The 18,985-nt window shown below is 71.1% G+C and carries 14 protein-coding genes and 1 pseudogene; 10 read left to right on the top strand and 5 right to left on the bottom strand.

Features of this window, described 5'->3' with window-relative positions; all coding sequences use genetic code 11:
• The first annotated feature begins 104 nt into the window (after positions 1-104).
• A complete protein-coding gene (locus ACLQ28_RS09905) occupies positions 105-533 on the top strand; it encodes a hypothetical protein (RefSeq protein ID WP_425685921.1) in 429 nt (142 codons plus the stop codon).
• Positions 534-563: 30 nt separating this feature from the next.
• Here ACLQ28_RS09905 and ACLQ28_RS09900 read toward each other — a convergent pair whose 3' ends face one another.
• Positions 564-1,736, bottom strand: a complete 1,173-nt coding sequence (locus ACLQ28_RS09900) for an LLM class flavin-dependent oxidoreductase (RefSeq protein WP_425685920.1) — start codon at positions 1,734-1,736, stop codon at positions 564-566.
• Between the two features lie 182 nt (positions 1,737-1,918).
• Between ACLQ28_RS09900 and ACLQ28_RS09895 the strand changes: the two genes are divergently transcribed.
• The 3 genes from ACLQ28_RS09895 to ACLQ28_RS09885 are packed head-to-tail and all read left to right on the top strand — an operon-like array spanning position 1,919 to position 5,019.
• Positions 1,919-3,325 (top strand): selenium-binding protein SBP56-related protein, encoded by a 1,407-nt coding sequence (locus ACLQ28_RS09895; RefSeq protein ID WP_425685919.1) that lies wholly within the window; start codon positions 1,919-1,921, stop codon positions 3,323-3,325.
• The gene (locus ACLQ28_RS09890) at positions 3,322-3,951 is read left to right on the top strand and encodes a hypothetical protein (protein ID WP_425685918.1); all 630 of its coding nucleotides are present in this window, start codon (positions 3,322-3,324) and stop codon (positions 3,949-3,951) included. Before ACLQ28_RS09895 ends, ACLQ28_RS09890 begins: the two co-directional genes overlap by 4 nt.
• 51 nt (positions 3,952-4,002) lie before the next feature.
• Positions 4,003-5,019 (top strand): methyltransferase, encoded by a 1,017-nt coding sequence (locus ACLQ28_RS09885; RefSeq protein ID WP_425685917.1) that lies wholly within the window; start codon positions 4,003-4,005, stop codon positions 5,017-5,019.
• Positions 5,020-5,101: 82 nt separating this feature from the next.
• Here the strand turns inward: ACLQ28_RS09885 and ACLQ28_RS09880 are convergent, their stop codons facing one another.
• Entirely contained in the window at positions 5,102-5,953 is an 852-nt protein-coding gene (locus ACLQ28_RS09880; RefSeq protein ID WP_425685916.1) for an alpha/beta fold hydrolase, read from the bottom strand.
• A gap of 148 nt (positions 5,954-6,101) precedes the next feature.
• Between ACLQ28_RS09880 and ACLQ28_RS09875 the strand changes: the two are divergent.
• Both ACLQ28_RS09875 and ACLQ28_RS09870 read left to right on the top strand, forming a co-directional pair.
• A pseudogene (locus ACLQ28_RS09875) lies at positions 6,102-6,729 on the top strand (metallophosphoesterase); the annotation flags it as partial.
• 9 nt (positions 6,730-6,738) lie between these two features.
• Entirely contained in the window at positions 6,739-7,518 is a 780-nt protein-coding gene (locus ACLQ28_RS09870; protein WP_425685915.1) for a class I SAM-dependent methyltransferase, read from the top strand.
• Between the two features lie 107 nt (positions 7,519-7,625).
• Here the strand turns inward: ACLQ28_RS09870 and ACLQ28_RS09865 are convergent, their stop codons facing one another.
• A complete protein-coding gene (locus ACLQ28_RS09865; RefSeq protein WP_425685914.1) occupies positions 7,626-10,007 on the bottom strand; it encodes a discoidin domain-containing protein in 2,382 nt (793 codons plus the stop codon).
• A gap of 840 nt (positions 10,008-10,847) precedes the next feature.
• Between ACLQ28_RS09865 and ACLQ28_RS09860 the strand changes: the two genes are divergently transcribed.
• Genes ACLQ28_RS09860 through ACLQ28_RS09845 form a run of 4 tightly spaced genes read left to right on the top strand, consistent with a single transcriptional unit; the run spans position 10,848 to position 17,783 of the window.
• Complete coding sequence (locus ACLQ28_RS09860) at positions 10,848-12,299, top strand: APC family permease (protein ID WP_425686248.1); 1,452 nt, start codon at positions 10,848-10,850, stop codon at positions 12,297-12,299.
• Between the two features lie 51 nt (positions 12,300-12,350).
• A complete protein-coding gene (locus ACLQ28_RS09855; protein ID WP_425685913.1) occupies positions 12,351-13,460 on the top strand; it encodes a hypothetical protein in 1,110 nt (369 codons plus the stop codon).
• A gap of 23 nt (positions 13,461-13,483) precedes the next feature.
• Positions 13,484-14,692 carry a histidine decarboxylase gene (locus ACLQ28_RS09850; protein WP_425685912.1) on the top strand — a complete coding sequence of 403 codons (1,209 nt, stop codon included), beginning with the start codon at positions 13,484-13,486 and terminating at the stop codon, positions 14,690-14,692.
• Between the two features lie 52 nt (positions 14,693-14,744).
• Complete coding sequence (locus tag ACLQ28_RS09845) at positions 14,745-17,783, top strand: BTAD domain-containing putative transcriptional regulator (protein ID WP_425685911.1); 3,039 nt, start codon at positions 14,745-14,747, stop codon at positions 17,781-17,783.
• A gap of 7 nt (positions 17,784-17,790) precedes the next feature.
• Here the strand turns inward: ACLQ28_RS09845 and ACLQ28_RS09840 are convergent, their stop codons facing one another.
• Both ACLQ28_RS09840 and ACLQ28_RS09835 read right to left on the bottom strand, forming a co-directional pair.
• Positions 17,791-18,396: a dihydrofolate reductase family protein gene (locus ACLQ28_RS09840; RefSeq protein WP_425685910.1), complete on the bottom strand. Its 606-nt coding sequence runs from the start codon at positions 18,394-18,396 to the stop codon at positions 17,791-17,793.
• A gap of 26 nt (positions 18,397-18,422) precedes the next feature.
• Positions 18,423-18,977: a hypothetical protein gene (locus ACLQ28_RS09835; RefSeq protein WP_425685909.1), complete on the bottom strand. Its 555-nt coding sequence runs from the start codon at positions 18,975-18,977 to the stop codon at positions 18,423-18,425.
• Positions 18,978-18,985: the final 8 nt, after the last annotated feature.

Here is an 18,985-nt window from a genome sequence, read left to right as displayed (position 1 = left end):
GGATCGCCACCGGCCGGGGCAACAGTCCCTTTGAGATCCCGCCGGCCCACAGTTGGGTGCCCGTGCTCATTCCGCTTCTGGCCCGCGCGGGGCATTATCGCCGGATGACGGCGACGAGGGGTACGCGCGCACTGTTCGGCGGTCTGTTTCTGGCGGCGGCCACGGTCGGGGCGTGGTTGCTCTGGTTGGGCCGGGACACCGAGTACACGGTCGATGCGCAGACCGGCGCAACCAGCGGGCCGTATGAGCCGTGGCAGGTGATCGGTCTCGTGCTGACGCTCGTGGTGCTGGCCGCGCTCGCCGGTACGCGGCTGAGCCCGTGGTTGGTGGCGCCGGTGATGACGGTGACCTTCACGGCGGTCTGGACGTGGCAGGCGGCGTCCAGCGACGACAGCGGGCTGTGGGCCGTCGGGGCGGTTCTGGTGCTGCTCGCAATGGCGGTGGGCAGCACGCTTGTGAGCCTCTTGGCGTGGCGGCTCAGCCGTCGTTCGGCCGGCCGCCCCAGCCGTCGTTCGGCCGGCCGCCCCAGCTAGGCGCGATTGCCGGTCGTCGGGGCGCCCCGGTCAGCGTGCTGCGGGCACCGGCACCCGCGACCCGGCGAAGGGGACGTCGACGTGCGCCGTCGCACTCTCCTCACCGTCGGGGTGCCGCCACAGCCCGCGGTCGCGAAGGATCGGCAGCACGCCCTCTCCGAACCAGTACGCCTCCTCCAGGTGCGGATAGCCGGAGAGGATGAACTCGTCGATGCCGAGCGCGTGGTACTCGGCGATCCGGTCGGCGACCTCGGTGTGGCTGCCCACGAGCGCGGTGCCGGCCCCACCGCGGACCAGCCCGACCCCGGCCCACAGGTTGGGTGCGACCTCCAGGCCGTCGCGGGACCCGCCGTGCAGGTCGAGCATCCGGCGCTGCCCCTCGGACTCGCTGCGGCGCAACCCGTCCTGCACGGCCCTGATATCGGCCTCGGAGATTCCCTCGAGTAGGCGCTGGGCCTGCGCCCAGGCCTGCTCGGCGGTGTCCCGGACGATGACGTGCAGCCGGATGCCGAAGCGCAGTTCGCGCCCGACGTCGGCAGCCAGCGCCCGGACTCGCTCCAGCTTGGCGGCGACCAGAGCCGGCGGCTCACCCCAGGTGAGGTAGACGTCGCTGTGCCGCACCGCCACCGGCAACGCGGCGGCCGAGGAGCCACCGAAGTAGACCGGCGGGACCGGATCGGGCAGGCGGTGTAGCCGCGCCTGCTCGACGCGTACGTGGGTGCCGGCGTGGTCGACCGTCTCGCCGCGCCACAACGCGCGCACCACCTCCAGGAACTCGTCACACCGCGCGTACCGGGCGTCCTTGTCCAGGAAGTCGCCGTAGGCCCGCTGCTCCTGCGACTCGCCGCCGGTGACCACGTTGAGCAACAGTCGACCCCGGGACAGCCGCTGGAAGGTCGAGGCCATCTGGGCGGCCAGCGTGGGGGCCAGCAGCCCGGGCCGGAAGGCGACCAGGAACTTGAGGCGCTCGGTCACCTCGGTGAGCATCGCGGTGCTCAGCCAGGCGTCCTCGCACCAGGCGCCCGTCGGAGTGAGCGCGCCGACGAAGCCGAGTTGCTCCGCTGTGCGGGCGATCTGCCCCAGGTAGGCCACGCTCGCCGGACGGGCGCCCCCGGCGGCACCGGTCGGTACGCCGTGTCCGCCACCGACGATGTCCCGGCTGTCGCCGTTGGTGGGCAGGAACCAGTGGAAGGCGAGGGTCATGTCGGCTCTTTCCTTTGAGTGCGGCGCTGGTGCGGATAGGAGTGCGCGCGCGAGCGGGCGCCTCCTGAGGGGTGGGACGATCCCACCGACAGCCTACCCATAAAACCTACCGGGTTAGTAGGCTACCGCCCACGGCGCCGGCACCCGTCACGTTCCCACCACCTGACGAGCGGAGAGACGCGATGACCCGCTGGACCCCCGACCCCACCTTCTACCCCTCCCCCCGGGAGGCGGTGACCGCGCCGGCGGAAAAGCTCGCCTACGTGGCGGCGTTCGACCGGACAGCCAGCCGCCCGGACGCCATCGTGGTGCTGGACACCGACCCCGGCTCCCGCGACTACGGCCGGGTCGTCGGCTGGACCGACCTGCCGCACCTTGGTGACGAGTTGCACCACTTCGGCTGGAACGCGTGCAGCAGCGCACTCTGCCCGACCGCGCCGCACCCACACGTCGAGCGGCGCTACCTGATCGTTCCCGGTCTGCGGTCGTCGCGGATCCACGTCATCGACACCCAACCCGACCCGCGCCAGCCACAGGTCATCAAGGTGATCGGGCCGGAGGAGCTGGCGAAACGGGCCGGCTACTCGCGCCCACACACCGTGCACTGTGGTCCGGACGGCATCTACCTCTCCGCCCTCGGCGGCGCGGGCGGCGAGGAAGGGCCGGGTGGCATCGCCATCCTCGACCACACCACGTTCGAGGTACGCGGAGCGTGGGAGGCCGACCGGGGCCCGCAGTTCCTGGCGTACGACGTGTGGTGGCACCTCACCCAGGACGTGCTGGTGACAAGCGAGTGGGGCACCCCGTCGATGATCGAGGACGGCATCGTCGGTGAGCTGCTGTTGGGTCGGCGCTACGGACACGCGATCCACTTCTGGGACCTCGCGAAGCGTCGACACGTGCAGCGGGTCGATCTTGGTGACCAGTACCAGATGCCGCTGGAGCTACGCCCGGCGCACGATCCGACGAAGTCGTACGGGTTCGTGGGGGTGGTGATCAGCGTCGAGGACCTGTCCGCCTCGATCTGGCTGTGGCACCGCGACGGCGATGTCTGGGCGGTCACGAAGGTGATCGACATCCCCGCCGAGCCGGCGGACCCGGCAGATCTGCCCGACCTGCTCAAGCCGTTCGGAGCGGTGCCGCCGCTGGTGACCGACATCGACCTGTCGGTCGACGACAGGTTCCTCTACGTCTCCTGCTGGGGCACCGGGGAGCTACGCCAGTACGACGTCAGCGACCCGCTGCACCCCGTGCAGACGGGCTCGGTGCACCTTGGCGGGATCGTCCGTCGTACGGCACATCCGTCTGCGCCCGACGAGGCGTTGGCCGGCGGCCCGCAGATGGTGGAGGTCAGCCGGGACGGCAAACGGGTCTACGTCAGCAACTCCCTCTACGGGGCGTGGGACGACCAGTTCTACCCCGACGGGGTGGGTGCCTGGCTGGCCAAGCTCGACGTCGACGTCGACGCCGGAGGGCTCACCCCCGATGAGAGGTTCTTCCCACACGGGGACGAGTTCCGAGGGCTGCGGGTGCACCAGACCCGGTTGCAGGGCGGGGACGCGTCCTCCGACTCGTACTGCTTTCCGTGACCGTCACCACCTGGGTGACGCTCGCGGCGCTCGGCGCGTTCCACGGCCTGAACCCGGCGATGGGCTGGCTGTTCGCGGTGGCCCGCGGCCTGCAGGAGCGCAGTCGGGCGGTCCTGCTGCGTTCGCTGCTGCCGATCGCGGCGGGACATCTCGCCTCGGTGGGGATCGTCGCCGCGCTGGTGACCGCGACCCGGTCGGTGACGGCGAGTACCGCCCTGGCGGTGATCGGCGGGGTGCTGCTGGTCGCCTTCGGGCTGTGGCGGCTGCTCTCCGAGCGGCACTTCCGCTGGGCGGGGATGCGGATGTCCGGGGCGCAACTCGCGGGCTGGTCGTTCCTCATGTCGTCGGCGCACGGCGCGGGGTTGATGCTGCTGCCGGTGCTGGTCGCCGAGCCGGTGCCCGGGGGTCACCCCGGGCACCTGACCGCCGCGCCGGTGGGTGCCCTGCCCGGGCTCGCCGCGGCAGGGGTGCACACCGTGGCCATGCTCGCCACGGCCCTGGTCATCGCGATGCTGGTCTATCAGGTGCTCGGGGTCGGGGTGCTGCGTCGGGCGTGGTTCAACGTCGATCGCCTGTGGGCTGGCGTGCTGGTCGCAGCCGGGCTGGTGACGTTGATCCGAGCCTGACGGCGAGCGAGGCCCATAGTGGAGGGACGCATTCTGTGGTCTCATGTCGCGATGAACACTCCGACTCCCCTCATGCGTCTGGTGGCCGGTGTGTGGGGGTTCAAGACCCTCGCGGTCGGCGTCGAGCTCGGCCTGTTCACCCGGTTGGCCGGTGGGCGGACGATGACCGTCGACCAGGCCGCCGCCGAGTTCGGGCTGCCCGACCGGCCCGCAGACCTGTTGCTGGCCGCCAGTGCCTCGCTCGGTCTGTTGGAGAAGGCCGGCGACGGCTACCGCAACTCCGAGTTGGCCGAGCAGTTCCTGGTCGAGGGCCGCCCGTATTACTTCGGCGCCCAGGTGCGCTACTCGGACCTGCGCACCTACCTGCCCTGGCACCGCATCGGCGAGGCCCTGCGCACGGATCGGCCGTTGACCTGGGACCCGGAGGCCCAACAGTCGATGTTCGACACGACCGACCCGGAGATGCTGGCCCAGTTCTGGGATGCCATGTTCTCCACATCCAGCTTCACCGCCACCGCGCTGGCCGACGCGTACGACTTCTCGGGGCACAACCGCCTGCTCGACGTGGGCGGCGGGGCCGGTGCGTTCCCGATCGAGTTCTGCCGACGCCTGCCCGAGCTGCGGGCGACCGTCCTGGACCTGCCGCACGTCTGCGTACGGGCGCGGGAGCGGATTGCGGAGGCGGGCCTGACCGGGCGGATCGACACGTTCGCCGGCGACTTCCTCGCCGACCCGGCGCTGCCTGGCGGGCACGACGTCATCCTGCTCAGCATGATCCTGCACGACTGGGACGAGCCGACGAACCGGGCGCTGCTGGCCCGGTGCCACGCGGCGCTGCCGCCCGGCGGGACGATCGTCGTCTGTGAACTGCTGCTCAACGACGAGCGCACCGGGCCGCCCGAGGCGGCGCTGATGGGCATGAACATGCTTGTCGAGACCGAGGGCGGCCGAAACTACTCGGGCGCCGAATATGCCGCCTGGCTCACCGACGCCGGCTTCGTCGACGTGCGTACGGTGCCGTTCGACGCTCCCGGGGCCAACGGCGCGGTGGTGGCCCGCCGGCCCTGACAGCCGACGACACCCGACCCAGGAAGGGCCGGGTGTCGCAGCGTCCTCGCGGCGCTGGCGTCCGAACGGCTACCGGTACGGATCAGGCGCGAGCCTTGGCCGGCTGCTTCATGAAGTCCATGATCGCCTTGTTGATGTCGTCGGCGTGTGTCCACGGAATGCCGTGCGGCGCGCCCTTGAGCGTGATGAGCTGGCCGGTCGGCATCATCGGGCCGAGCCGCTGACCGGTCACCGGATAGGGCAGCACCCGGTCCTGGTCACCCTGCACGATCAACACCGGTATATCGATCTTCTTCAGGTCGGGCCGGAAGTCCTCCTGCCAGGAATCCACGCTGTCGTGGGTGCCCTTGGCGGAGGCCATCGCACCGATCTGCCAGTGCGCCCGGTACGCCTCCTCGCTGACCCGCTTGCCCATGTTCTGATCCGGGTTGAAGAACGCGTCGCAGAACGACGTCAGATAGGCGAACCGGTCCTTGATGATGGCGTCCTGGAAACCCTTGAAGAGGCTTCGCTCGACGCCCTCCGGATTGTCCTTGGCCTTGGCCAGCATCGGTTGCAGCGGGCTGAGCAGCACGGCCCGGCTCACCCGCTGGGAGCCGTAGTTGCCCAGGTAACGGATCACCTCGCCGGTGCCCATCGAGTGCCCCACCAGGGTCACGTCGCTCAGGTTCAGCTCGGTCATCAAAACGTCCAGGTCCGCGGCGAACGTGTTGTAGTCGTACCCGAACGTCGGTTGGGCCGAGTTGCCGTAACCGCGCCGATCGTAGGTGATCGTCCGGTATCCGGCGTTGAGCAGCGCGGTGGTCTCCTTCTCCCAGGTCGCGCCGTTGAACGGGAACCCGTGGATCAGCACCACCGGCTTACCGGAACCGTGATCCTCGTAGTACAGGTCGATGGGCGCGGAGTTTTCCGTTCCCACGGTGATGAAAGGCATGTTTGTCTCCTGCTCCGGTTTCGGGCTGTCGGACGCCAGCGCTTTCCCGCCGGCTAGCCGGATATGCCGGCCGTCAAATCCACCGAAACGAGCAGGAGCAGGGGTGTCGCCACGCAGTCGTGCCGGCCTAACCTCGGGGGCGTGGATGTTGCGTGGCGAGGCGCGCTACCGCGAGTTGGTCGGACTGTGCCGGCGGCTGGGAGTCGTCACTCCGGAAGATCCGTACCCGGTGTGGGACGGCGACGGCGGCCCCGCGACGATCGCCCGCTCTTCGTGCTCTACGACTACACGTTCCCGGTGCCCGAGGCGAGCACCAAACAGGAGTCGCTGGACCTCGCGTACGAGGCCGGTGTGGTGTGCGCGGACGAGCGGATGCTGCACCCCGATCCGTACCCGAGCCGGGAGGCGTGGTGCGCGGCCCGGGTCACCGAGACCGAACGCCGGCTGGCCGAACGCGACCCGGCGCTGCCGACGGTGCTGGTCAACCACTACCCGCTGGTGCGGAAGCCCACCGACGTGCTGTGGTACCCGCAGTTCGCCCAGTGGTGCGGCACGGTCCGCACCCGAGCCTGGCACCTGCGGTTCGGGGCGGCGACCATGGTCTACGGGCACCTGCACATCCCGGGACGACGTTCTACGACGGGGTGCGTTTCGAGGAGGTCTCGCTCGGCTATCCGCGGGAGTGGCGGCGGCGCGGGCCGGTGCCCGACCCGGTCCGCACCATCCACCCGGCCGACGACCTGCGCAGGATGAAGCAGGCGACAGGCACGGGATAGCGTGGGCGGATGAGTGTTGATCCAGTGGCGCACAACCGCATGGCCTGGGACCGGCAGGTCGACCAGGGCAACGAGTGGTCGCGGCCGATATCCGCGGAGACGGTAGCCAGGGCGCGGGCCGGTGACTGGTCGGTCGTGCTCATCGGTTACCAACCCGTGGACCGCTCCTGGCTACCCGCCGACCTGGCCGGCGCGGACGTGCTGTGCCTGGCCTCCGGCGGCGGTCAGCAGGGGCCGACGCTCGCCGCGGCCGGTGCCCGGGTCACCGTGCTGGACAACTCGCCGCGCCAGCTCGAGCAGGACGAGCTGGTCGCCCAGCGGGACAACCTGCCGCTGCGGACGATGCTCGGCGACATGCGCGACCTGTCCGCGTTCGCCGACTCCTCGTTCGACCTCGTCTTCAACCCGGTCTCGAACCTGTTCATCCCCGAGCTCGCCCCGGTGTGGCGGGAGTCCTTCCGGGTGCTGCGACCGGGCGGGGTGCTGCTGTGCGGCTTCCTCAACCCGGACGTCTACCTGTTCGACCACGAGGCGCTGGACCAGCGCGGCGAGCTGGTGGTCCGGCACAAGCTGCCGTACAGCGACCTCACGCACGTACCGGCCGAGGAACGCGAGCGGCTCTTCGGCGCTGACGCGCCGCTGGAGTACAGCCACAGCATGGCCGAGCAGCTCGGCGGCCAGCTCGCCGCGGGCTTCGTCATCACCGGGTTCGAGGAGGCACCACACCACTCGGACGCCACCGCGGGCTGGCTGCCCGGCTACTTCGCGACCCGCGCCGTCAAACCATGATGAAACTCGACGCAGAAGCGTGACTGCCGACGGGCCGGCCCGGCTCAGTTTTCTGCGCTCCGGGTGGGCGGCCACCAGGACAGACCCGGTGGCCGCCCACCCGCGGGTCAGCTCTGGTAGACCTCCAGCGTCGACAGTTGACCGGCCGGCCAACCGGTGTTTCCGGTGACGGTGATCCGCACGTAGCGGGTCTGCGCTGCGGTGAACGTGAGGGTCAGCTGGTTACCGGTGGCCGGGTCGAAGGTGCGCCCCGCCGAGGAGACCAACGTGCCGAAGCTGCCCCCGTCGGCGCTGCCCTGCACGGTGAGGGTCTGCGTACGGCTGGCCCAGGCGGTGGCCGGGGGCAGCTTCAGCACCACCCGACCGACCGTGCGCGACGTGCCCAGGTCGACCTGGACCCACTGCGGGAACGCGTTGTTGGCGCTCTCCCAGTAGCTGTTCGGGTCACCGTCGACCACGTTGCCCGACGCGTAGCTCTGGACGTGGCTGCTCTCCGCCGTGGGTCGACCCCGGGCGAGGTCCGCGTTGGCCGGGGCGTCCGTGGTGACGGTGATCGTGTTGGACGCGGCGGAGGTGTTGCCCGCGGCGTCGCGCGCGGTGACCGTGAAGCTGTACGCGGTGGACGGGCTGAGCCCACTCACGGTCGCCGTGGTGCCCGTGCCGGTGGCGACCACGGTGCTGCCCTGGCGCACCTGGTAACCGGTCACCCCGACGTTGTCGGTCGATGCCGTCCAGGCCAGCGACACGCTGGTCGCCGTCGTGCCGCTCACCGTGAGGCCGGTCGGCGTGGTGGGCGCGGTAGTGTCCGCTGTGCCGCTGGCGGCGTACACCTCGACCTGGGCGAGTTGCGCGGCCGGCCAGCCGGTGTTGCCGCCGATGCTGAGACGGACGTAGCGGGTCGTGGTGGTCGGCAGCGTGCGGGTGACGGTGTTGCCGGTCGCCGGATCGAAGGCGAAGGCGGAGGCCCCGGCGATGGTGGCGAAGGAGCCGCCGTCGACGCTGCCCTGCACGGTGATGGTCTGGGTACGCGCGCCCCAGCCGGCGGGCAGCCGCAGCACGAGCTTGTTGACCTGGTGGGCGGCACCGAGGTCGACCTGCCACCAGTGCGGGAAGGCACCGTTGCCGCTCTCCCAGTAGCTGCCGGCGTCGGAGTCCACCGCGTTCGACGCGGCGAACCCGCCGTTCTGGCTGCTCGCCGAGGTGCCCCGGCCGGCGGCCAGGTTTCCACCGGTCGGGGGCGGGGTCCCGACCATCGGTGGCGTGGGACGCACCGGGGTGAGCGCGAGTTGCCCCCTGAGCATCCGGCCGCCGTCGCCGGTGATCCGCAGGTAGTAGTCGGAGGAGCAGGCCACTCCGTCCTCGTCCAGCGCCCGGATGTTCGCGCCGGCCGGGGTGGTGGCCTGGGTTTCGGACGTCTTGGCGATCTGGTTGCCCTCGTTGTACTCGTCGTACATGGACACGTAGAGGCCCTGCGAGCCGAGCCGGACCATGTTGTAGATGTGCCGCCAGTAGAAGTCGCCGTGCTTGCGGTGGCCACCGGCGAGGTCACCGGGCATCACGCAGGGCAGGTAGTCGATGCCGCGCGCCGCGCAGTCGGCCATGTCGCCGATGTTGACGTTGTTGTAGTAGGAGTCGAGCTCCTCCACGGTCCTGGCCCGGTAGACCATCCACGGCGAGATCGCGTGAAACGCGTGGTAGACGTCGAGGAAGCCGGGGCGGGAGTCCTCGATGCCCTGGCGCCACCAGGTGGGCACACCACCGATGACGTAGCAGCCCTGCGCCTTGAACCAGTTGATGACCTCCAGGCACGGCCCCGGGGTGAAGGGGCGGCTGGGCTCGCTGAAGCCGAACCCCCAGATGCAGACGACGGGTTTGCCGTTCTGTCGGGCGTACGCGCTGGACGCGGTGTGTGCTGACATCTTCGTCGTCCAGTCGGTCTTGATGTCGGCTTGGAAGGTCAGCCAGTCGGTGACGTCGTACATGATGTAGAACTTGCGGCTGTAGCGTTCGGCGGCGGAGCGGACCTTCTGGGTCATCGCGTCGCGGGTCGGCCCCTCGTCGCCCGTCGGGTTGAACCGTTGCAGCGCTGCGGTGTCGCAGCCGTACTCCTGCATCCACCGGAAGTGGGTGTCCACCGTCTGCTGGTCGTAGGAGGAGAAGAGGGTGGCCGGCGAGCCGTTGCCGAGATTGGGGTACGCGGTGGGATAGCTGCGCGTGTACTCTCGCATGTCCGGCCAGGACACGATCGTGGTGTTGGAAGGCGACGGGGGCTGGAACCGGTCCCGACTCCAGTGCCACCACCCGCCGATGGGTGCGGAGTCGCCGGGGGCACTGAACCAGCCCTGGTAGCCGACCGTCACCTTGCCGACCACGTCCCCGGGGGGACTGGCGGCCTGCGCGGGGCTGGCGAGCAGTTCGGTGGTGGTGGCGGCGGCGAGGGCAGAGCCCGCCAGCACCGACGTGACGAACTTGCGGCGGGAGACCGCCATGACGACCACTCCTTCGGGACGGAAGGCATTGACGGCCATCGTGGCAGTAGTGGTAGGCGACTCGCAAGAGTTCGACTGATCAATGAAATTTCCGACCAAGGTTGCGGAAGGAAGCGAGCACCCGCCCGTCGGCGAGCCGGAGGGGGGCGAGCAGCACCAGGCCGGCCTTGATGAAGAAGTCGGTCCGGAACGCGTAGACCGGGGTACTCGATCACCGGGGCTGGTGCCGCGATCTTGCACTTCCTGTCCCGACGTAGGGGTCACTTCAGGCGAAACGGCGACCGAAACTGCAAGATCGCGGGGCCACTCGCGACAGGCCCGCGAAGACCTGGTTCCACACCGCGTTGGACCAGCCGGCGACCTGAGCGACAGGTTGGACAGGGTGCGCCAGAAGTTGACAAGTGCGAGGCAGTTGTCGGTGCCGCCGTCGGCCAGGCGTTTCCACCCGTAGATACGGCCACACGCCACGGGCGCCGCACCGCGGATGTCGCCCCCACTGGCGTCGGCCCCGAGCGCTACCGGCACGCAGCGCGCCCCGGGCGACTACGGATAGCCGACGATAACGATCTCCAGTAATGTGACCCCGGCACCCCTGGTGATCAATCAGTCACTCGCTCTTCGCGCTTCGCCTGCCCCTCCGGAGGACCCCATCATGCTGAGCCTGACCGGCCCGGCCGCCCCGTCTGTCCACTTCAGATCGAAGGATTTGCTTGCACGGTGGAAGCATGTCCGGACTTGGGGATCGTCAGATTCCACCACGCTGTTCGCCGCAGGCGAGTTGCGGTGGGGGTACTCGTGCCCGAACGTCGCGGCTCGTAGCGAGGAAGGCTCGCGGTGAGCATGCATGTTCAGGTGGCCCTGGCGCGTAAGACGCTCAGCGCGTGGGGCATGGGCGTCTTCGGAGCCGCAGCGTCGGCGCCGATGGTGGTGCTCGTCGGCGGCGTCGTGGCCACCTACGCCAGCACGCAGGTGACCACCGTTCCGCTGGTGTTCCTGCTGGTGGGTGGTGTCGTCGCGCTGCTGCTGGTCGGATACACCGCGATGTCGCGGCAGGTGCCGCACGCTGCGGCCTACTACGCCATCCTCACCCGCGGAATGAGCCGGCGGTGGGGCGTGGCCGGCGGCGCGGTCGCCTTGGTGGCGTACAACGGCATTCAGATCAGCCTCTACGGGCTGCTCGGCGCCACGATGGCCAACCTCGTCGGCGGAAGCTGGTGGGTGTGGGCGGGCGTCGGCCTGGTCCTGGTGGCCGTGCTCGGTGTGCGCGCCGTCGCGTTGTCCACGGTGCTGCTGGCGACCGTACTGGCGGGCTCGCTGGTGATCATCGTGCTGTTCGTGGCGTCGGCGCTGGCCGACCCGGCGGGCGGCACGCTGTCCTGGGAGGGGTTCGCCGTCTCCGGGCTCGAGGTCAGCGGCATCGGTGGCGCGCTCGCGTTGTGCCTGGCAGCACTGATGGGCGTGGACGCGCCCGCGAGCTTCGCCGAGGAGAGCCGCGACAACTCAGGCGTGACCCGGGCGGTGTTCGCCGGCGTGCTGTTCCTGACCGTCGTGTACGCCGGGACGGCGTGGGCGATGGGCATCGCGGTCGGCACGGACCAGGTGGCCGCCGTCGCCGCCGACCCGAACAGCGGCCTGCCGTTCTCGGTGCTGGAGCAGGGCCTCGGCGGGTTCATGACGCCGCTGGCGCAGATGATGCTGATCCTCGCGATGATCACGTCGCTGCTGGCCTTCCACAACGTGGTGGCCCGCTACGTGTTCGCGATGGCCCGCGAGGGAGTGCTGCCGGCGGCGCTGGCCCGCTCGGGCAACGGCACCCGGGTCAGCGCCCCGATCGGCGGATCACTGCTGCAGACCGGGATCGCCGCGTTGGTGCTGGTCGCCTTCGCGGCACTACACGCCGATCCGGTGGCCACCCTGTTCACCTGGCTGTCGACGCTGGGCGCGCTCGGGCTGCTGTGTCTGCTGCTGGCCGCCTCGGTAGCGGCGATCGGCGCGCGGAACGGACTACTGTCCGGGGTCGGGATCGGCAGTTCGGTCATCGCACCGCTGTGCGGCGTGACCCTCGGCGCGGTCGTCCTCGGCGCGATGGTGATCAACGTGGGGTCGCTGCTGGGCGCCGCCGAGGGGTCACGGTCGCCCTATCTACTGCCTCTGATCATTGCGGTTGCCGCGATCGGCGGGAGTCTGTGGGCAGGTCTGCTGCGGCGCTCCCGGCCGGACGTGTACCAGGGCATCAGTCAAGGACGCCCAGACACTCATGCGGTGCCCGACGACGTCGGCGTCACCTTCTAGGGCCGGGGCCAGACGATGACTTACCCGATGACGCCGCCAGGACGGCACCAGATGAATGTGGACGAGCACGGTCGTCCGCTGACCGAGCAGCCTTCGTCCGGATACGCCGCCGAGGGGCCGCCGACGCGCCGCGACCCGCAGGCGGGCGCGGCCGGCGCGAACTGGACCAGGCAGCCGGGCTACGACCCCGGCCCGCCGCCCGGCCCGACCCCTCGGTGGTCCGAGCAGCCCGGCTACGACCCCGATCCGCCCTTCGACGCGGCCCGGCGCTGGACCGGGCCGCCGGGATACGAGCGCGGTCCGCAGGCCGTACCGCCGCAGCGGTGGGCCGAGCCCGCGCCGCCACGGTCGCAGGAGCCACCGCCGCACCTCGCGCCGCCGGTTGTGCCGCAGACGCCATCCGCGGCGGCCGAGCCTGACGAGTACGGCCCGCAGGATCGCGTCTGGGTGGACCTGCGGCTACAGGTCGCGTCCCGGCTGCGCGGTGTCAACGCCAAGCACTGCCATGAGGCGTTCGACCGCATCGGCAAGCGCAACGCCCTCGGCCCGCACGGGGTGGTGCTGTTCTACACCACCCCGGACCAGCACATGCCACACGGCTACCGGCTGTTGATTGCCACCCGGCTCTTCCTGGCGGGTCCGGAGTCCGACGACCTGCCTCGGGTGCTGCACGAACTGGCCCGCACCGCCACCGGCAACGTCACCCGTGCCACCGCCCAGGGCCGGCGGTGGGATCCCCGCGGACCGGAGGGGTCGATGGTCAACGGCGGGGATCTGGACATGCCCCGGGACGCCTCCTACGTGGGCGTGGGCGTGACCACGCTGGACAGTGACGAGGGGCCGTGGCACACCGTGGCCAACTCGGTACGCCAGCAACCGGCGAGCACACCGCGCCCCAAATCGGTGTTCGATCTGTCCGGGCAGGGGCTGGCCTGGCTGATCGACGGCACCGCGCTCCGCATGGTCCGCGACCCGCACCGACGCCTCGGAGACGACGGCGTCACCAGCAACCGCCGCCTCGACGCCACCCGCCGCTGGCCGTATGACCCGTACGCCGATCTCACCGAGCAGGGCGACCAGTGGTTGCGCGCGACGTGGGCACAGCTCGGCGTGCTGCACCGGATCCTCACCGAGCACCTGCTCGCCGGACGGCCTGCGTGAACGCACCCGATCAACCCTCCGTCGTGACCGCCGCTGCCGTCGACCTGCGTTCTGGCACCATCAACGTGGGCGCGGTGGTCCGGGCGTTGCTCGACCACGCCAGCGACGGGCAGCCCACCGCCATCGGCTTCCCCGGGGCGGTCGACATCGACTACACCCCGGTCCTGCCACTGTTCGGACGGCTGTTCAACAACGTCGGCGACCCGCAGTCCGATCCGGGCGGCACCGCGCACACCAAGGTGTTGGAGCGGGCGGTGGTCGACTGGTGCGCGGACCTGTTCGCCCTTCCGGACGATGACCGGTGGGGCTACGTCACCGCTGGCGGCACCGAAGGTAACCTCGCCGCGCTGCACGCCGCGCACCGTCGCCACCCCAACGCGGTCGTCTACTACTCCCGGGCGGCGCACTACTCGATCGGGAAGATCCTCGATATCATCGGCGCCTCGAGCGAGATTGTCGACGTCGACGAGCGCGGCGAGATGGACTATCAGCATCTCGCCGCGCTCGTCGGCTGGCGCCGGCACCGCCCGGCGGTCGTCGTCGCCACCGCCGGGACAACGATGACCGAAGCCGTGGACGACCCGGACCGCGTCGACGCCGTGCTGCGGGAGGCCGGTGTGGACCGGCGCCACGTGCACGTCGACGCCGCCCTCGCCGGCATCCCACTCGCTCTCGACGGGGTCCTCACCCTCGGCCCGGGCAGCGGCGTGGACAGCATCGCCGTGTCGGGTCACAAGTTCTTCGGCACCCCGATTCCGTGCGGGGTGGTGCTGATGCGCGACAGCATCCGCCGCCCGGGCCGGCACGTCGCCTACACCGCCACCCTCGACACCACCGTCAGCGGCTCCCGGTGCGGGCAGGCCGCAGCCCTGCTGTGGTGCGCCATCGCCGCGCACGGCCGCGACGGGCACCGCGCCCGGACCGCCCGCGCCCGGGATCTGGCCGCGTACGCCGTCGACCAGCTCGCCGCGATCGGTTGGCCCGCCTGGCGCCATCCGCACGCCTTCACCGTCGTGTTGGCCACCCCACCGGCGGCGGTGACCCGCAAGTGGCTGTTGGCCACCGACGGGTCGTGGTCGCACACCATCTGCATGCCCGGCGTGACCCGCGGCCAGATCGACGCCCTGGTCACCGACCTCGACACCGCACGCCGCAACGGGGTGCCGGTGCCGCAGCAACGCCGACCGCCGCAGACCGTGCTCCCGCAGCACGCCGGTGCCAGCGGCTCCTAACCCCGCGGCGCGGTGCTCACCGTCGGCGTCAGGTCGCCTCCACGCGGCTAGGATGACCGCCGTGCAGTTCGGGGTGCTCGGACCGCTCGCCGTGAGCACGGACGCCGGCGAGCCGGTGGTGGTGCCCGGCACGAAGGTACGCGCGCTGCTGGCCGACCTGCTGACCAACCGCAACCAGGTGGTCTCGGCGGACCGCCTCGTCGACGATCTGTGGGGTGACGACGCCCCCGCCAACCCGGCCGGCGCCCTCCAGGTGCGGGTGTCCCAGTTGCGCAAGGCGCTCAACGACGCCGAGCCCGGTGCCCGCGAGCTGGTCGAGTCCCGACCGCCCGGCTACCTGCTGCGGGTCGACGCAATCGACGCCGACCGGTTCGACGAGCTGGCGCACAGCAGCGACGTCGACCGGTTGACCGAGGCGCTCGGGTTGTGGCGCGGTGAGGCGTACGCCGACGTGGCCGACGCCGAGTTCGTCCGCGCGGAGGCGACCCGCCTCGCCGAGCAACGCCTCGCCGTGCACGAGCGGCTGGCCGAGGCTCGGCTGGCCCGGGGTGAACACGACCTGGTCGCCGCCGACCTCGTCGAGCTGGTCGCCCGGCATCCGCTGCGCGAGGGCCTGCGGGCAGTGCAGCTCCGCGCGTTGTACGCGGCCGGCCGCCAGACCGAGGCGTTGGACAGCTACGCCGAACTGCGCGACCGGCTCGCCGAGGAGTTGGGCCTCGACCCCGGCCCGGAGCTGGTCGCCCTGCACCGCCGGATCCTCGAACAGGACGCGGGCCTGAGCGCGCCACCGAAGGCTGCGATGATCCGCAACAGCCTGCCGGCCCAGCTCGACGAGTTGGTCGGGCGGGAAGAGGCGCTGGCCGAGCTACAGGCTCTGGTGACCCGGCAGCGGCTGGTCACGCTGGTCGGGCCGGGTGGCGTCGGCAAGACCAGGCTGGCCACCGAGACGGCCCGCGCGCAGTCCTTTCCGGACGGGGTCCAACTGGTTGAGCTGGCCCCGCTGCCGGCTGGCGACGCACGCGTCGCCGAACAGGTGCTCAGCGCGCTGGGCGCCTACGAGGCCGCCGGCACGAACCTGTCCCCCGCCGACCGGGTGGTCACGACTCTGCGGCACCGGCAGCTGCTGCTCGTGCTGGACAACTGCGAACATGTCATCGAGCCGGTCGCCGAGCTGGTCGCCCGACTGCTGCGCGACGTGCCCGGGGTGAGCGTGCTGGCCACCAGCAGGGAGCCACTCGGGCTGACCGGTGAGCTGCTCTGGGAGGTACCCCCACTGCCCGTGCCGGACGACGGTGACCTGGACGCGGTCCGGCGCTCGGCGGCGGCCCGGTTGTTCGTCGCCCGCGCCGCCGCGCAGCAGCGCGGTTTCCGCGTCGACCACCAGACCGCAGCGGCGGTCGCCCAGCTCTGCCGCCGCCTCGACGGTCTCCCGCTGGCCCTGGAACTGGCCGCGACCCGGGTCCGCGCGCTGGGCGTACGTGGGGTGGTGGACCGGCTCGACGACCGGTTCCGGTTGCTCACCACCGCGCAGCGCGACGTGCCACCCCGGCAGCGGACGCTCACCGCGGTGATCGGCTGGAGCTGGGACCTCCTGGACGAGACCGACCAGGTGGTGCTCGCCCGACTGGCGGTGTTCCCGGACGGGTGCACCCCGGAGGCCGCCGAACACGTCTGCCAAACCGACCTGGACGCCCTCGCTCGGCTGGTGGACCGGTCGCTGGTGGTGCTCGACGACTCCGGCCCGGCCCCCCGTTACCGGCTGCTCGAATCGGTGGCCGCGTTCTGCCTTGGGCGCCTGGCCGACGCCGACGAGGTACGCGCGCGGCATGCCGTCTACTACACCGAACTGGCCGAGCGCGCTGACCCCGGGCTGCGTGGGGCCGACCAGCAGCGGTGGCTGACGCTGCTGGACGCCGAGCTGGCGAACCTGCGGTCGGCGCTGGTGCACGGTGGCGGGCTGCGTCTGGCGGTCGCCCTGAGCTGGTACTGGTTCCTGCGTGGCCGGCTCACCGAGGCACGGCGTGCCCTGGCCGTGCCCGGTGACCCGGAGCAGGAGGCCCGCGCCGCCCCCTGGCGGGTGGGCTTCGCTCTGTCGCAGGGCCAGGCGATCGCACCGGACGACGTGCGCGCCGCGGTGGCCGCCCACCCGAACGGCCACGCGGCGTGGTTCGCAGCCAACGCGGTGATCGAGAACAGCGACCTGGCCCTGGCATCGGAGCTGCTGCCGACCGCCGCCGACCCGTGGACCGAGGCCGCGGTGCTCACCTCCCTGGCCCACATCGCACACGCCAACGGTGACCAGACCACCCTGGAGCGCACCGCGACACGCAGCGCCGCGCTGTTCGCCGACATCGGCGACCGGTGGGGCCGGCTCCGGGCGACCGAGTGGGTGGGTGGCCTGGCCGACATGCGCGGCGAGCACGAGCGCGCCGCCGCGCTGCACCGAGAGGGGCTGCGCTGGGCGGAGGAACTGGCGCTGTGGCCGCAGGTCTGCGCCGAGCTGTCCTGGCTGGCCTGGCTCGCGGTGCAGACCCGGGACTATGCCCTGGGCCGGGAACTGGCCGAACGCGCGTACGGCCTGGCGGTGGAGCAGGGCTCGCCCGGTGCGCTGATCTTCGCGGAGATGAGCCTCGGGCTGGCCGCCCGCCGCGACGGCAAACTCGACCTGGCTGTCACCCACCTCAGCCGCCTCGCCGAGCTGGGCCGGGGCGAGAGCCAGCCCGCGCTCTACCTGCCGATGATCCTGGTCGAGCTTGGCTACGCGGTCGAGTTGGGCGGCGACCCGGACGCCGCGTTGGCCCTGCACATCGAGGCGTTCGAGACCGCCGAGGCGATGGCGACGATGCGGGACACGGTCGGCCCCCTGGAGGGGATGGCGTCTGCGGTGCGCTCCCCCGAGGTCGCCGCCCGGCTGCTGGGCGCCGCGGCTGCCGTTCGGCTCGCCGCGCAGGCCCCGGCCGCGCCGGCCGAACGCGACGACACCGACCGGGTGACCGAACGGCTGCGGGCCGAACTCGGGCCGGAGCGCTTCGATGCATTGGTCGCCGAGGGCGCGAAGCTGAGCCCGAGCGAGGCCCGGGCTCAGCTCTGATCTCTGGTCAGGTCGTCGTCTTCGGCGCGTACGAGGCGACGATCACGCCGCTCTTGTGCACCCGGGTGTCGACCAGGTCGAACGACCCCTTGACGTCCGTCAGCGGCGCGGTGAGGCTGGGGCCGCCCTCCAGCACGGGGTGGATCCAGAACCGGACCTCATCCACCAGGCCCGCCTTGATCAGCTGAGCGGTGACCGAGCCGAAGCCGTACTGGATGATGTTCTTGCCCTCCTGGGCCTTGAGCGCGGTGACCGCCTCGACCAGATCGCCCTGGAGCACCTCCGTGTTGTTCCAGGTGGGGTCGGTCAGGGTGGTCGAGGCGACGTACTTCTTGACGTTGTTGAAGTACGCGGCGCCCGGGTCGCTCTCGTCCCTGCTCGACCAGGCGACGGACATGCCGTCGTAGGTGGCTCGGCCCATCAGCATCGCGTCGGCCTCGGTGGTCTGCTCGCCGGCGAGGCTCATGGCCTCGTCGTCGAAGTACGACATGGTCCACATGGGGTTCTCGATGACGCCGTCGAGGGTGATGTAGGTCGAGTTGATGAGCTTGCGCATCGGAATCTCCTGGCTGTCGGTCGTGTTCTCCGGTGACACCCAGAACTCTGCCGGCACCCGCTTACGATTCGCTTCAGGTGCCCTTACCTGTCGTCGGCCCCGCCCGTAACCGGGTCGGTCAGCGGGATCGGCAGCGCCTGCGGGGTCACCGCGCCGCCGCCGCTGGAGTGGGCCGGCGCGGGTCGGTCACCGACACGGCTGTGCAGCCGTCCGCGCCCCGCCGGCCCGGCCCGCCGGGTCACCTCGACGGTCACCATCCGCACCGGCGGTGCCGGGGCGGTGAAACGCCCGACACCCCACCGCACCCAGATCGGGATCCGGCCGGCGTCCGCCTCCGCGCGCAACTTCTGGACCGTACGGGCGCGGTCGGTGTGGTCGACCTCCACCACGACCGGCGGGCCGTCCGGGCGGGCGCACGCCACGTCGAGAACCGAGTGCCGCTGCTCCAGCGGCGGCGGCAACGGCAACACGCTGGGCGCGCGCCGGTAGACCCGCCAGCCCTGCGCCTCGGCCCACCGCACCACCGAGTCGATCACCCGTGCGGTGACCTCATCGGTGTCCAGGTCGACGAAGGTCAGATCGACCAGCCAGCGACCCAGGTCCGCGGCCAACCGCTCGCCCTGCGCCATGACCTCCACCGGCGGAG

The sequence above is a fragment of the Micromonospora sp. DT201 genome, assembly GCF_049841575.1.
In the GTDB taxonomy this organism is placed as follows: Bacteria; Actinomycetota; Actinomycetes; order Mycobacteriales; family Micromonosporaceae; genus Micromonospora.
The sequence above is the reverse complement of the archived record's forward strand: the minus strand, read 5'-3'. Positions and strand labels throughout refer to the sequence as shown.

Coding starts and splice junctions, on each gene's coding strand:
- ACLQ28_RS09895 (WP_425685919.1), top strand. CDS start 1,919: ATGACCCGCTGGACCCCCGACCCCACCTTCTACCCCTCCCCCCGGGAG.
- ACLQ28_RS09880 (WP_425685916.1), bottom strand. CDS start 5,953: ATGCCTTTCATCACCGTGGGAACGGAAAACTCCGCGCCCATCGACCTG.
- ACLQ28_RS09865 (WP_425685914.1), bottom strand. CDS start 10,007: ATGGCGGTCTCCCGCCGCAAGTTCGTCACGTCGGTGCTGGCGGGCTCT.
- ACLQ28_RS09855 (WP_425685913.1), top strand. CDS start 12,351: ATGAATGTGGACGAGCACGGTCGTCCGCTGACCGAGCAGCCTTCGTCC.
- ACLQ28_RS09885 (WP_425685917.1), top strand. CDS start 4,003: ATGAACACTCCGACTCCCCTCATGCGTCTGGTGGCCGGTGTGTGGGGG.
- ACLQ28_RS09870 (WP_425685915.1), top strand. CDS start 6,739: ATGAGTGTTGATCCAGTGGCGCACAACCGCATGGCCTGGGACCGGCAG.
- ACLQ28_RS09860 (WP_425686248.1), top strand. CDS start 10,848: ATGCATGTTCAGGTGGCCCTGGCGCGTAAGACGCTCAGCGCGTGGGGC.
- ACLQ28_RS09845 (WP_425685911.1), top strand. CDS start 14,745: ATGACCGCCGTGCAGTTCGGGGTGCTCGGACCGCTCGCCGTGAGCACG.
- ACLQ28_RS09905 (WP_425685921.1), top strand. CDS start 105: ATGACGGCGACGAGGGGTACGCGCGCACTGTTCGGCGGTCTGTTTCTG.
- ACLQ28_RS09900 (WP_425685920.1), bottom strand. CDS start 1,736: ATGACCCTCGCCTTCCACTGGTTCCTGCCCACCAACGGCGACAGCCGG.